We start from the raw sequence: 12,896 nt of genomic DNA, 5'->3' as shown, positions 1-12,896 counted from the left end.
CGTGGTCGTTCGGGTGGTCGGAGAGAGGAGGATGGACGGCATGGAGACGTCGACCTTCGTCTACGACGGGGACTGCGCGTTCTGTACGCAGTGCGCCGAGTTCATCGCTCGCCGGATTCCCACGGGCGCGCGGGTGGTGCCCTGGCAGTTCTCCGACCTGGACGCGCTCGGCCTCACCGTGGCCCAGTGCGATGAGGCCGTGCAGTGGGTCGGGGCGGACGGCGTACGTGCCGCCGGCCCGGATGCCATCGCGAAGCTGCTCGCCGACAGCGGCCCGGTCTGGCGGATGGCCGGGGCGGGCCTGCGGTTTCCACCGGTGCGTGCGGCGGCGTGGCCGGTGTACCGCTGGGTGGCGCGCAACCGGCACCGCCTGCCGGGCGGCACGGCGGCGTGCTCGCTGCCGCAGGAGGCCCGCGAACGGCTCTACGGCCCGGCGGGACGTCCGACGACCGAGGCCTGATCGCTGGGTGGCGCTGGGTCTGCGCCCGCGCCGACCGGGTCCTGAGCAGGCAGTGTGTCGACATCCGCCGAGGTCGGTGCGGGGGTGCCACGGCCGATGGTCCGGCGCGCCCACACCAGCGGGCGGACCCGCTCCAGCGGCAGGAAGCTGGTCATCGCGGCCAGGTGCGGCGCGAACGAGATGGTGATGGTCGCGATGGTGACCACGTGGAACGAGTAGAAGAAGCCGACCATGGCCAGCCGCCAGCGGGCCGGCAGCAGGAACACCAGCGGGCTGAACAGTTCGAAGGCGACGATGCCGAACTGGGCGACGATCAGCAGGTACGGCACCTGGGCGATGAGGTCGGCCAGGTCGGTGCCGCGCCTGATGATCGCGCGGGCCAGCACCGAGCCGGTCAGCCAGTCCAGGCCGCCGAAGCGCAGCTTGGCCCAGGCGGCCAGGAAGTACGTGCAGATCACCGCGAGTTGGGTGACGCGCAGGGCCCACCCGCCGGCCTCGGTGCGGGTGGTGTCGCCGTGTCGGGCTCGACCGGCGGTGGGAAGGACGGCAAGCGCGACGAGCAACCCGAACCGGTCGTGGTCGACCTTCCCGTAGCTCATCGCGATGATCATCCACTCCAGGTACAGCGCGCAGACCGCCCAGCCGAGCAGTCGGGGCGCACGCCCGGTCGCGGCGAGGAGCGCGAGCAGCAGCAGCGACCAGAAGATGACCGCCACCAGCGCCGGGGTCGGCGTCGGTAGGGGGAGCAGGCGGCCGACCAGCAGCGGCTGGTACAGGTCGCCGGGCACGCTGACCCGGGTGCGCACCCAGGGGGTGAAGAGCACCAGGTCGGCGGCGACGAAGAGGTAGATCACGGTCCGGAACGCAGCGATGCGACCGCGCGGGACGGCCTCGGTCAGCCAGCGGCTCATCGGGGGGCCTGCCAGCGGACCACTGTCTCGTCGGTGTGCCTGCCGGTCGGTCGGCCCGCGCGGATGCCGTGCCGGCGGATGACGATGCGGATCTCGACGAGCGCGGCGGCATCCGGGTGGCGTTCGGCGTACGCGTCGGCGACCTCGGCGAGCAGCGTCGGGTCGGCGGCGTACCGGTCCTGCTGCCCCTCGATCTCGGCCCGGCGGATGCCTGTCGCGTCCTGGTCGAGGTCGACCACGGCGCCCGTGCCGGTCACCCCCTCGACCCGGGTGTCCGGCGCCGGCGCGTTCGGCGGGTTGGAGGTGGAGTACATCCGGAACGGGCCGAACGGAAAGTCGTCGTCGCTGCCCCAGAAGGTGCCGACAAGCAGCAGGACGCCAACGAGTGCGGTCGCGCCCAGCCGGGTCACGCGCCCGCGGGTGGTCAGGGTCTCCATCAGGTCGTGACGATACGGGATGTACCGGCCGCCTCGGGTCCCTCCGACGGTCAGTTGGGCCTGCCCAGGAAGGTGATCACGGAGGGGGTACGACGAAGGCCGGGCCCGCGTCGGGCCCGGCCATCGGATGCCGTCGTGGAGACGACTCAGTGGTTGTGCTCGGCGAGCTGCTTACGGACGTCGTCCATGTCCAGTGCCTCGACCTGCTCGATCAGGTTTTCCAGGGCGGACTCCGGAAGGGCGCCCGGCTGGGAGAAGACGATCACACCGTCGCGGATCGCCATGATCGTCGGGATCGACCGGATGTCGAACTTCGCGCCCAGCTCCTGCTGAGCCTCGGTGTCGACCTTGCCGAAGACGATGTTCTGGTGCTTCTCCGAGGAGCGCTCGTAGACCGGGGCGAACCGCTTGCACGGACCACACCAGTCGGCCCAGAAGTCGACCAGGACGATGCCGTCGTTGCCGGTCACCTCGTCGAAGTTCGTCGAGGTCAGCTCAACGGTTGCCATTGCACTCTCCGATCACCGCGGTTTGTCTGCGTCCCGTAGAACCAGGGCTGACCGTATCGAATTCCCGGGCGGTCGGACCCGAAACGTGCACAGCCTGCCGGGGGGTGCCGAGCGTCATCGACCCACGTCTGTTCATCTCGATCTGCGGAACGCAAATGCATGACGCACTTGCGTGACCTGCGGTGATGGGAGCGGTTCCAGGGAGATCCACCCGATCGCGCACTACGAATCGGTAACTTGGTGCCTGACAAGGAGGTATCCGGCCTGCGAAGATCGCCGATCAACCTCCGCTCCGTTACCGAGAGTAGTGTTACAAAAAGATAAATGTGACCTCGATCTCTGTCGGATCCACCCTTCCGTGGGGCAGAATTCTCCCCATCAGAGCGTGGGCGGCGGGTGCCGGGGAGGGCCCCGCCGCTCATTGCGTCTCCCCCCGGTTGAGTGACAGGCGTGACATTTCCGCCACTGCCGCTCCCGGTCGGTTTCCTTAACCATCGGTAAGGCATGCTGTGCCGAACTCCATCGCCGCCCGTCGAAGGGGACCAGGATGCAGTTCGGCCGCTACTACGAGGAGTTCGAGGTCGGCGCGGTCTACCGGCACTGGCCGGGCAAGACCGTGACCGAGTACGACGACCACCTCTTCTGCCTGCTCACCATGAACCACCACCCGCTGCACCTGGACGCGCACTACGCCGCGACATCCAGCCAGTTCGCGCGCAACGTCGTGGTCGGCAACTACATCTACTCCCTCCTGCTCGGCATGTCGGTGCCGGACGTGAGCGGGAAGGCGATCGCCAACCTTGAGGTCGAGTCGCTGCGGCACGTCGCGCCGACCTTCCACGGCGACACCATCTACGGCGAGACCACGGTGCTGGACAAGCGTGAGTCCGGTTCCAAGCCCGACCGGGGCGTGGTGTCGGTGGAGACCCGCGGCTACAACCAGGACGGCACGATGGTCTGCGTCTTCCGGCGCAAGGTCATGGTTCCCAAGCGGGAGTACGCGGCCGCCACAGTCCCCGAGGGCGTGGATCCGGAGCGGCCCAGCTTCCCCGAGCCACGCTGAGCGGCGCGCCGGGCCGAGGGCTGTCGCACGCCGGACCGCCTCACCCGGCAGCGGGTTCTGCGGTGAAGGGGCGTTGTCCGGGTCGCCTGGGACATATGCTGACGCCGGAGGTTCCGATGAGCCACTCCGTCGCCGGAGAGCCGCCCTCTGCCGGCCGTCGAGCCGCGCCCCTGACCACAGCTGTCTACTCCGCCGCCGAGTGGGACCTGCTCGTCAGCCTGCCGGGCCGGGTTCTCGTGGCCACCACGGCCCCCGACCCCGGTCGCCCGGAACGGGGGGTCAGGGCGGGTCTGGCCGGCCTGGATGCGGTGGCCGCGGGCCGAGCCTCGGACAGCGACCTGGTGCGTGCGGTGGTCGCGGCCATCTACGCCCGCCACGACGGCACCTCGCCGCCCGCCGAACGCCGCACCGATCTGGTGGACGTGCTCGCCGCCTGTCGGACGGCGGGCCGGGTCCTCGGGCGGCGCGCCGACCCCGCGGACTCGGCCGCGTACCGCCAGTGGGTGCAGTCGGTCGCGGCCCGGGTCTGCCGCGCGGTGCCCGGCCCCGGCGAACGCCGGGCGGACCAACCCGCAACCCCGGCGGACCGGCGCTTCCTGGACCGACTCGGTGCCGCGCTCGGGCTGGGCTGACTATGCGGCTGGCGGGGTCGGTCCGTACCCTCTGATGACCGTGACCGACGACCAGCCTGAGGTGGGCGTGGGCCCCTGGCCGGGGGACCCGCCGGACGACAGTCGTTACGACCCGCAGTTGCTGGCGGAGGGGGACCGGCGAAACGTCGTCGACCGCTACCGCTACTGGCGGCACGAGGCGATCGTGGCCGACCTGGACCGGCACCGGCACGGCTTCCACGTCGCGATCGAGAACTGGCAGCACGACTTCAACATCGGCACCGTGGTCCGCAACGCCAACGCGTTCAACGCCGCCGAGGTGCACATCGTCGGGCGGCGCCGGTGGAACCGGCGCGGCGCCATGGTGACCGATCGGTACCAACACGTGCGGCACCACGAGACCATCGAGGAGTTCGTCGCCTGGGCGGCCGAGCGGCGGCTGCCGGTGTACGGCATCGACAACCTGCCCGGCTCGCTCCCACTGGAGACCGGCACCCTGCCCCGGAACTGTGTGCTGCTGTTCGGCCAGGAGGGACCCGGCCTCTCCGCGCCGGCTCGCGCCGCGTGCGACCAGCTCTACTCCATCGCCCAGTACGGCTCGACGAGGTCGATCAACGCGGGCGTGGCCAGCGGTATCGCGATGCACGCCTGGATTCGTGCCCACGCCGGCGCGCCGCCGGACTGAGTCACGCCCGGGTGCCGAATCGGACGTTCCGGCTTGACGTGCCGCCGATGGGGGACGACGGTGGAGATGTGAGTGTCGCGGTGAGTTGTCCGAGATGCGGGAGCCCGGTACGGGCGCCGGATCTGATGCACACCGACTCCAGGTGCCTGCGGTGCGGCCCGGTGCCGCCGCTGCACGTGCCCGAGCACATCGGAGCGGAGATCGTGGCGAGCGTGGTGGAGCGGATCACCGCGACCACGGACCCGCCGGTGACGCCGTTGTGGTGCCCGTGGCCGCTGCCGGCCGGCTGGACGCTCACCGGCGTGGCGTACGCCGGGGACGAGCGGACGGGCGTGCGGGCGACCGCGGTGGCCTGCGCGGGCCCGGCGCCACTCGGCGGTGGCCCGGCGGATCTGGTCTTCGTGGCCGAGGAGCCGGGCGTCGGCCTGGGCACCCGCCTCGCCGGACTCGCCGGCCCGGATCCGGGACCGCAGTTGGCCGGCGCGCTGACCGACCCGGGGCCGGGCCACCCCGACCATGTGGGCCAGGCCAAAATCCGCGTCGGCGGGCATCCGACTCCACTGTGGTTGGTTAATTCTCCGATGGATCGAAGCGCGTACGCCGGCGAAGCTCGGGGAATGTGGCTCCATGCGATAGCCTGGCCGGCGAGTGCGGGTCATCTCCTCGCGGAAGACGTCGTGTTGCACGACCTGACCGAGTGGACTCCGCCCGAGCTCGTGTACGGCGCACCGTCTCCGTACCTACCCGGCAGGGCTTGACAAGCCTTCCGGATTGACGGAGAACGGACGCAGATCTTCACTGTACGACACCACACTGATACTCTGGGTGCCGCTGCGGTAATGGGACCCGGCGCCGCGCGAGAGGATGGCCCGCCATGGTCAAGAAGGTCCTCACCTGGGCCGGAATCGCATTCTTGATCTTCTTCGTCGCCTACCGGCCAAACTCTGCGGCGGACGTGTTCAAGTCGCTCGGCGGCGGGATCATGGATATCGCCCAGGGGTTCGGCGACTTCTTCACCAGCCTCGTCGCTTAACCGCCGATGGGCAGCCCTTCCGGTCCACCCTTCGACCCGGACGACCCCGACCGGGAACGTCGCGAGCGAGACACCGAGCCGATCCCACGGGTCGGGCCTGATGACGGCCCGGACTACGGGGCCGGTCCCGGCCTGTCCGACGGTCCGTCCCTTTCGGACGACGTCGGCTATGGCGACGGGCCCGGCTATGCCGGCCAGGGTCGTTCGGGTCGAACGTGGATGCGTGACCCGGAGGCCGGCTACCAGCAGCCGCAGATCTCCGAGGACGAGCTGGCCGGGTTGCGCGCCGACGCGACAGGCGCGACTCCTCGGCGGGTGCTGCCCCTGGAGGACGAGCCCAGCTCACTTGTCGCCCGCTACCTCTTCCCCACCGAGCGCTACCGGGGTGAGTGGAAGCGGCACTGGATCCACCTCACCAACCCGCTTCTCATCGGCGTCGCGGCGACCTTCGTGCTCGGCTACCTCTCCGGCTTCCTCGCCGGCAACGACGTGGGCGTGTTGACCACCATCGCCGTGCTGCTCTGGTTCGCCGTCATGGGGTGGGTGGCGTGGAAGGTCGCCGACTGGTGGTATGACCGTTTCATCCTGACCAACAAGCGGGTCATGGTGGTCAACGGCATCGTCACCCGCAAGGTGGCGATGATGCCACTGGTCCGGGTCACCGACATGAAGTACGAGCAGACGCCGACGGGGCGTGCCCTCAACTACGGCACCTTCGTGCTGGAGTCCGCCGGCCAGGAGCAGGCGCTCCGCGAGGTCAAGAACCTGCCCAACCCGAACGAGCTCTACCTGCGTGTGGTCGAGGAGATGTACGAGCCGCAGGCAGTCGAGGCACGGCTCGGCAAGGAGGCCGACGAGGCCAAGGCCGACGACGGGGCGTGAAGGTTTCCGACCGAACATCGGAGCAAGAGCGCACCTTTCGCCGTGGACCGGAACGCCTCTGACGTGGCACTCTGCCAGGACGGCTGGGGCGTGGAGGTGGGCGGTGGGGAGCAGGGACCCGTTGGAGGAGCAGTTCCGCGAGTTCGTCGCGGCCCGCTCCGCCGCGCTCCTGCGCACCGCATATCTGCTCACCGGAGACTGGGCCACCGCCGAGGATCTGCTCCAGACCGCGCTGACCAAGACGTACCTCGCATGGAAGCGGCTCGGAGGGATCGAGGCCGTCGAGTCGTACGCGCGACGTGTGATGGTCAACACGTCGACCAGTTGGTGGCGGCGACGCTGGCACGGTGAACGCCCCACCGAGGTGCTGCCGGAACGGGCCGGTGTCGACGAGATCGCGCAGCAACTCGACCGGGACCTGCTCTGGCGGCACCTGCGGGAGTTGCCCACCCGGCAGCGGGCGGTGCTGGTGCTGCGCTACTACGAGGACATGTCGGAGGCGCAGACCGCCGCGATGCTGAACATCTCACCGGGCACGGTGAAGAGCCAGGCGTCCCGGGCACTGGCCACGCTGCGCCGTCGAATGGGCGCCGCCGCACCGGACCTGACCGCCGCAGCCGGCGCTGCCGGTCGGGCGGCCACTGCCGGCGCTGCCGGTCGGCCGGCCACTGCCGGCGGGGCGGCTACTGCCGGCGGGGCGGCTACTGCCGGCGGGGCGGCTACTGCCGGTGCCGCCCGGTCCGGCGGCTCGGGCGTCCCGACCGGAGCGGTCCCGGCCGCCGGTGCCGCCGCCACGCTCAGAGGTCGGCAGGCGTCCGGCCGACCCGTGCCACGCCCGGCCGCCCCCCGCCCGGCCGCGCCGCAGCCGATCGGCCCGCAGGTTGTGCTCCCCTCCGCCCCGGCGCCCGTGCCCGTCGGCACCGGCCCCGGGGAGCAGCAGTGAGCGCATTGCCAGGCCGGCCCGACAACCTGACGGACGGCCCGCGGCGTTCTTATCAGGTGCGGCCTGACGAACTGGAAGGTGCGGTGCGGGAGACCCTCTCGCACCAGGTCGCCGTTGCCCGCCCGCTGGGCGTCGACCCGGCGGGCCAGGCCATCCGCCGCGCGAACCGGATCCGGCGTCGGCGTACCGCGGCCGGTCTCGCCGTCGGGGCGGTCGTCACCGTCGTGCTCAGCGCCGGCATGGCACAGCTCGGTGCCGAGACCGGACGCGACGGGACGCCCATCGTGGTGATCGGTGACCCGGACCCGTCCGGTCGGCCGATCCCGACGGCGAGCGTTCCCGGAGCCGATCCCTCGCCCGGACCGTCGGCGACGCTGCTCGGGACCGAGACTCTGGTCGGCGCCGACGGACGACGGCTGGTGCTGCCCGACGTCGGGGCGGCCGAACACGCCCAGCTCCTGCCCGGCGGCGGCGGTTGGCTGGTGATCAGTACGCAGACCAACTCGGGCCGCTCCCTGCGCGTGCTGCAGAACGACGGCCTGGCGCAGGTGCTGCTGGCCGGGGCGGGTCCGATCGTCCTGGCCCCGGACAGCCGTCAGGTCGCCTGGCGGGACGGCAACGATCTGCTGGTGGCGGGTGTGGTCGGCGGTCAGCTCATCGGTGCGGCGCGTACCCCGGCGCCCGCCGGCGCGGTGCCCGTCCGGTTCGTCGGCGACAGCGTGCTGGTCCGACCCGACCCGGCGGACGCCGGCCACGCCCTCTGGCGGCCCGGCGCGGGGCCGTTGACCGAGGCCGTCGACCAGGAAACCCTCAACTTCTACGGAGGGCTGCCCGACGGGCGGCTCGTCGGGCAGATCTCCACCGATTCGGGCGGGACCTGCCTGGCGGTGCTCGACCCGGCCCGTCACCTGAGCCCGGTCGAGACCGGTTGCGGACCGGACCTCAGCCAGGACGGCGTCGGCGGCATCTCCGCTGACGGGCGGTGGCTGCTGGTGAACGGGCGGATCGGCAAGGCCAGTCGGGCACTGCTGATCGACCTGCGGCGGCTCAAGTCGAGCCCGACCGCCGTTTCGGCCGGGCCACCGATGACCGGCGCGGTCGTCTGGACCGACGCCTCCCACGCCTCCTACCTCGACGCCGCCGGCGAACTGGTCCAGGTCGACGTCCACCGGGTGCGGGCCGGCCAACCCGCAAGCCCGGCCGCGGTTTCCGGCGTGCCGGCCGGGGACCGGCCGGTCCTGGTGGCCGGCCTCTGAGCCACGCGGTCGGGGTGACCTCCGTGAGTCGGGCTCGGTTGTTCCTCGGTAGCGTCGGGCGGTGACCTCGCGTACCGGCGCCGCCCCGCGCATCGACCTGCACACCCACTCGACGGCGAGCGACGGCACGCTGCCCCCGGCCGAGCTGGTACGGGCCGCCGCCGAGGCGGGACTCGACGTGCTGGCGATCACCGACCACGACACCACCGCCGGCTGGGCGCCGGCCGTTCGGGCGCTGCCGCCGGGACTACGCCTGATCCGGGGGGCGGAGCTGTCCTGTCGATGGTCCGGGACCCGGCCGGCGGTGCCGCTGCACCTGCTCGCGTACCTGTTCGACCCGGACCACCCGGAACTGGTCGCCGAGCTGGGCCGGGTGCGGGCCGCCCGGGAGGAGCGCGGCGAACGGATCGTCGGGCTGCTGCGTGCCGACGGCGTCGACGTGAGCTGGCCGGACATCCTGGCCGGTGCCGACGGGGGCACCGTGGGCCGCCCGCACATCGCGCAGGCGTTGATCCGGGCCGGCCTCGTCGGCAGCACCCGGGAGGCGTTCGGCCCGGACTGGCTGGGCGAACGCTACCGGCTGCCCAAGGACGACATCGACGTGTTCCGGGCGATCCACCTGGTCCGGTCGGCCGGCGGCGTGCCGGTCTTCGCCCACCCCCGGGCCACTCGACGCGGTCGGGTGGTGCCCGACGAGTTGATCGCCGAACTGGCCGTCGCGGGGCTGGCCGGGCTCGAGGCCGACCACGAGGACCACAGCCCGGCCGAACGGGAACACGTGCGGACGCTCGCCGCCGAGTCGGGCCTGTTCGTCACCGGCTCCTCGGACTTCCACGGCACCCACAAGACCGTCAAGCTCGGTGCCTTCAGCACGAGCGTCGACGCGTACGAGCGGATCGTGGCCGCCGGGGTGACCGAGGTCGCTTCGGGGTGATCCGGGTATTTTGCCCACTGCGGCGCGGCTAGGTTGATCACGTGGATCTGAAGCTGTTCGGCGAGGTTTTCGTGACCCTGCTGGTGATCACTGACCCGCCGGGCATGATGCCGATCTTCCTGGCGTTGACCGGCCCGCTGCCCGCCCGTGACCGCAACCGGGCCGCCTGGCAGGCCGTCACGCTGGCGTTGGGCGTGATCGTGGTCTTCGCGGTGGCGGGGCAGACTCTGCTGGACTATCTGCACGTCGACCTGCCGGCGTTGCAGGCGGCCGGTGGGCTGCTGCTCGTGCTCGTCGCCCTGGAGCTGCTCACCGGGAAGACCGACGGCCCGAGCTCGGACGCCACCTCGAACATCGCCCTGGTGCCGCTCGGCACCCCGCTGCTGGCCGGTCCGGGCGCCATCGTGGCGACAATGCTCTTCGTCCAACAGGCCGACGGGTGGGGCGACTTCACGGCCATCGCCGTGGCGATCCTCGCCGTGATGCTCGCGGTCTGGATCGTCCTCCGCTTCTCCGGCGGCATCGTGAAGATCCTCCGGCCGGGTGGCATCGAGGTGCTGACCAGGATCGCCGGCCTGCTGCTGGCCGCGATCGCCGTCCAGCTCATCGCCGACGCGGTGTTCGCCTTCGTCACGCAGTACGTCAACATGACCTGACCGGCGTACGCCAGGTGTCGGTGGTGGGTGGCAGGATCGCAGGCGTGCGACGATCCTCCTCAGCGGGACGGCCGGCGGCCGGTGGCCGGGCTCCCCGACAGCGCGCCGGCGATGCCGAGCAGCTTGGCTTCGAAGGCATGCCGGAGCGCCTGTTCGTCTGCACACCGAGCAGACTCGGCGCGTACGCGGACTGCCCGCGCCGCTACCGCTACTCCTACGTCGACCGGCCGGCCCCGCCCAAGGGCCCGCCCTGGGCGCACAACTCGCTCGGCGCCAGCGTGCACACCGCCCTGAAAAACTGGTATGCGCTGCCCGCCGACCGGCGTCGCCCCGAAGCCCTGGCCACCCTGCTCAAGGGCACCTGGGTCCGCGAGGGTTACCGCGACGACGAGCAGGAGCGGGCCGCCTACCGGCGGGCGTTGGGCTGGTTGGAGGCGTACGTCGAAACGCTTGAGGCCGACTCCGACCCGCTCGGCGTGGAGCGGGTGGTGGCGGTCAAGACCGCAGTGCTGGCCTTCAACGGTCGCGCCGACCGGATCGACTCGCGTCCCGGGCCGGACGGGCCCGAGCTGGTCATCGTCGACTACAAGACCGGTCGCACCGGGCTGGACGCCGACGACGCCCGGGGCTCACAGGCGTTGGCGCTCTACGCGTACGCGGCCGAGCGGGTGTTCCGCCGGCCGTGCCGCCGGGTGGAGCTGCACCACCTGCCGACCGGCACGGTCGCCGGCCACGACCACACAGTCGAATCGCTGGCCCGGCAGTTGACCCGCGCGGAGGAGACGGCCCGCGACATCATGGCCGCCGAACGGGCGGTCGCGGACGGCGCCGACGCGGACGAGACGTTCCCGGTGGCACCCGGCCCGCGCTGTGGGTGGTGTGACTTCCGGCGGCACTGCCCGACCGGGGCGCAGGTGCCCGGCAAGGAGCCGTGGGCGGCCATGGAGCGGCACGCCGACGGCTGACCTCCGGTGGCGGCGGCCGGGTCAGCCGGCCAGCGGGGTGGCGGCGTGCCGCGCGGCCCGCTCCTTGGCTGCCTGGATCAACGGCCCCTCCAGATAGCGACGGGGCACGGCGGCGAACGCGAGCCGCAGCGCGCGCACGCTCAGGTCCGCCGACACCGCGGTGGTGGGCAGACCGAGCCCGCCGTACATCCGGTGCGCCCAGGCCGGCAGCAGCGCGAAGGCGGTGCCGGCGATCCCCAGGTACGCCCACCGTGGCGGGCCGAGGGTGAGCCCCAACCGGGCCGGCAGGCTGAGCTTCCACGGCAGCGGCGGGGCGGTGAGGAAGAGCGCCGTCTCGGCGGCCTCCCTGGTCATCCGCAACTGCGGCCGTACGGCGCGGTAGTAGTCGGCGACCTCGGCCGCGGTGCCCGGCACGGTGGCCGGATCCAGACCGACCAGGGCCGCCGAGCGACGCTGCTCGGTGTAGTAGCCGTCCACCTCGTCGTCGGTGAGCGGCAGACCGGCCCGCCGAGCCGTGCTGAGGAACGACTCGACCTCGGTGACATGCACCCAGCGCAGCAGGTCCGGCTCGTCGATCCGGAACTCCTCGCCGGTGTGCGGGTCGGTGGCCCGCAGCCGGTCGTGCAGCCGGCGGAGCCGGGCTCCGGCCGCCTCCGCCTCGGCCGTGGTCCCGTAGACGGTGGTCGCGACGTAGGTGGCCGTGCGGAGCAGGCGGCCCCAGGCGTCGGTGCGGTAGTTGCTGTTCTGTGCGACCCCGGCCATCGCCCTGGGGTGCAACGCCTGGAGATAGAGCGAGCGCAGGCCGGCGACGATCAGGATCGGCTCCTCGTGCACCTTCCACGTGACCGAACCTGGACCGAAGAGGCCGAGGTCATCGGAGTCCACCGCCCAAGAGTGCCACGCGTGGGCCGACCGCGTCGGACACGTCCCGTCGATGCCGCCGGGTCACACGTCGGCGGAGCGGCGCGCCCGGCAGCCCGGGCAGAGACCCCAGAAGGTCACCTCCGCCTCGTCCACCTCGAACCCGTGCGACACGTTGGGCTCCAGACACGGTGCGCTGCCCACCGCGCAGTCGATGTCGGCGATCTCGCCGCAGCCCCGGCAGACCACGTGATGGTGGTTGTCGCCGACACGTGCCTCGTAGCGGGCGGGGCCGCCGGCCGGCTCGATCCGGCGGGACAATCCGGCCCGGGACAACGCGCCCAGCACGTCGTACACCGCCTGGGTGGAGACCGAGTCGAGGCGTTCCCGGACACGCCGGCTGATCTCGTCGACCTCCAGGTGGCCGCCGCCGGCCAGCACGTCGAGCACCGCGAGGCGGGGCCGCGTGACACGCAGGCCCTTCGATCGCAGCAGCTCCTCGGCAGCGGACATGAGCCAATGACAGCACGCGCGACCAGCATCGACAACCGTCGCCAGGTCCGGGTGGTCACCGACACAGCCGATGACAAGATCGGGTCCACGGCCCGCGACGGTGAACCCGATCGACGCGGCGCGCGTGTGACCGGTCGAGAGCCTCGGGACGGCCGGCGGACCGTACGCTGGCCCTCT

The 12,896-nt window shown here is 71.8% G+C and carries 17 protein-coding genes; 12 read left to right on the top strand and 5 right to left on the bottom strand.

Annotation, left to right across the window (positions count from 1 at the left end):
- Positions 1–40: 40 nt before the first annotated feature.
- Entirely contained in the window at positions 41–460 is a 420-nt protein-coding gene (locus ACLQ29_RS02960) for a thiol-disulfide oxidoreductase DCC family protein (RefSeq protein ID WP_425770101.1), read from the top strand.
- On the opposite strand, the gene ACLQ29_RS02955 is transcribed toward ACLQ29_RS02960, so the two are convergent.
- From ACLQ29_RS02955 to trxA, 3 genes are all read right to left on the bottom strand, one after another.
- On the bottom strand, positions 424–1,371 hold the full coding sequence (locus tag ACLQ29_RS02955; RefSeq protein WP_425770100.1) for an MFS transporter permease: 948 nt from the start codon (positions 1,369–1,371) through the stop codon (positions 424–426). The genes ACLQ29_RS02960 and ACLQ29_RS02955 overlap by 37 nt on opposite strands.
- Positions 1,368–1,808, bottom strand: a complete 441-nt coding sequence (locus ACLQ29_RS02950) for a hypothetical protein (RefSeq protein WP_425770099.1) — start codon at positions 1,806–1,808, stop codon at positions 1,368–1,370. Before ACLQ29_RS02950 ends, ACLQ29_RS02955 begins: the two co-directional genes overlap by 4 nt.
- 146 nt (positions 1,809–1,954) lie before the next feature.
- Positions 1,955–2,317 (bottom strand): thioredoxin, encoded by a 363-nt coding sequence (gene trxA / locus ACLQ29_RS02945; protein WP_425758309.1) that lies wholly within the window; start codon positions 2,315–2,317, stop codon positions 1,955–1,957.
- 547 nt (positions 2,318–2,864) lie between these two features.
- Here trxA and ACLQ29_RS02940 point away from each other — a divergent pair.
- From ACLQ29_RS02940 to ACLQ29_RS02890, 11 genes are all read left to right on the top strand, one after another.
- Positions 2,865–3,380 carry a MaoC family dehydratase gene (locus tag ACLQ29_RS02940; protein ID WP_425770098.1) on the top strand — a complete coding sequence of 172 codons (516 nt, stop codon included), beginning with the start codon at positions 2,865–2,867 and terminating at the stop codon, positions 3,378–3,380.
- A gap of 116 nt (positions 3,381–3,496) precedes the next feature.
- Positions 3,497–4,012, top strand: coding sequence for a hypothetical protein (locus tag ACLQ29_RS02935; protein WP_425770097.1), 516 nt, complete (start codon positions 3,497–3,499; stop codon positions 4,010–4,012).
- 40 nt (positions 4,013–4,052) lie between these two features.
- Positions 4,053–4,676: a TrmH family RNA methyltransferase gene (locus tag ACLQ29_RS02930; RefSeq protein WP_425770096.1), complete on the top strand. Its 624-nt coding sequence runs from the start codon at positions 4,053–4,055 to the stop codon at positions 4,674–4,676.
- Positions 4,677–4,723: 47 nt separating this feature from the next.
- The gene (locus tag ACLQ29_RS02925; protein ID WP_425770095.1) at positions 4,724–5,434 is read left to right on the top strand and encodes a DUF6758 family protein; all 711 of its coding nucleotides are present in this window, start codon (positions 4,724–4,726) and stop codon (positions 5,432–5,434) included.
- Between the two features lie 116 nt (positions 5,435–5,550).
- Complete coding sequence (locus ACLQ29_RS02920) at positions 5,551–5,709, top strand: hypothetical protein (RefSeq protein ID WP_007455302.1); 159 nt, start codon at positions 5,551–5,553, stop codon at positions 5,707–5,709.
- Positions 5,710–5,715: 6 nt separating this feature from the next.
- Positions 5,716–6,591, top strand: coding sequence for a PH domain-containing protein (locus ACLQ29_RS02915; protein WP_425770094.1), 876 nt, complete (start codon positions 5,716–5,718; stop codon positions 6,589–6,591).
- Positions 6,592–6,694: 103 nt separating this feature from the next.
- On the top strand, positions 6,695–7,534 hold the full coding sequence (locus tag ACLQ29_RS02910; RefSeq protein ID WP_425770093.1) for a SigE family RNA polymerase sigma factor: 840 nt from the start codon (positions 6,695–6,697) through the stop codon (positions 7,532–7,534).
- Positions 7,531–8,790 (top strand): hypothetical protein, encoded by a 1,260-nt coding sequence (locus ACLQ29_RS02905; RefSeq protein ID WP_425770092.1) that lies wholly within the window; start codon positions 7,531–7,533, stop codon positions 8,788–8,790. The genes ACLQ29_RS02910 and ACLQ29_RS02905 overlap by 4 nt, the downstream gene beginning before the upstream one ends.
- A 61-nt stretch (positions 8,791–8,851) precedes the next feature.
- On the top strand, positions 8,852–9,724 hold the full coding sequence (locus ACLQ29_RS02900) for a PHP domain-containing protein (protein ID WP_425770091.1): 873 nt from the start codon (positions 8,852–8,854) through the stop codon (positions 9,722–9,724).
- Between the two features lie 41 nt (positions 9,725–9,765).
- Complete coding sequence (locus ACLQ29_RS02895; RefSeq protein WP_357411638.1) at positions 9,766–10,380, top strand: MarC family protein; 615 nt, start codon at positions 9,766–9,768, stop codon at positions 10,378–10,380.
- Between the two features lie 44 nt (positions 10,381–10,424).
- Positions 10,425–11,345, top strand: a complete 921-nt coding sequence (locus tag ACLQ29_RS02890; RefSeq protein ID WP_425770090.1) for a RecB family exonuclease — start codon at positions 10,425–10,427, stop codon at positions 11,343–11,345.
- A 21-nt stretch (positions 11,346–11,366) separates the two neighbouring features.
- Here ACLQ29_RS02890 and ACLQ29_RS02885 read toward each other — a convergent pair whose 3' ends face one another.
- On the bottom strand, positions 11,367–12,230 hold the full coding sequence (locus ACLQ29_RS02885) for an oxygenase MpaB family protein (protein WP_425770089.1): 864 nt from the start codon (positions 12,228–12,230) through the stop codon (positions 11,367–11,369).
- Positions 12,231–12,290: 60 nt separating this feature from the next.
- On the bottom strand, positions 12,291–12,719 hold the full coding sequence (locus tag ACLQ29_RS02880; protein WP_393366137.1) for a Fur family transcriptional regulator: 429 nt from the start codon (positions 12,717–12,719) through the stop codon (positions 12,291–12,293).
- Positions 12,720–12,896: the final 177 nt, after the last annotated feature.

Origin of the sequence: Micromonospora sp. DT228 (genome assembly GCF_049841595.1) — a bacterium.
In the GTDB taxonomy this organism is placed as follows: Bacteria; Actinomycetota; Actinomycetes; order Mycobacteriales; family Micromonosporaceae; genus Micromonospora.
The sequence above is the reverse complement of the archived record's forward strand: the minus strand, read 5'-3'. Positions and strand labels throughout refer to the sequence as shown.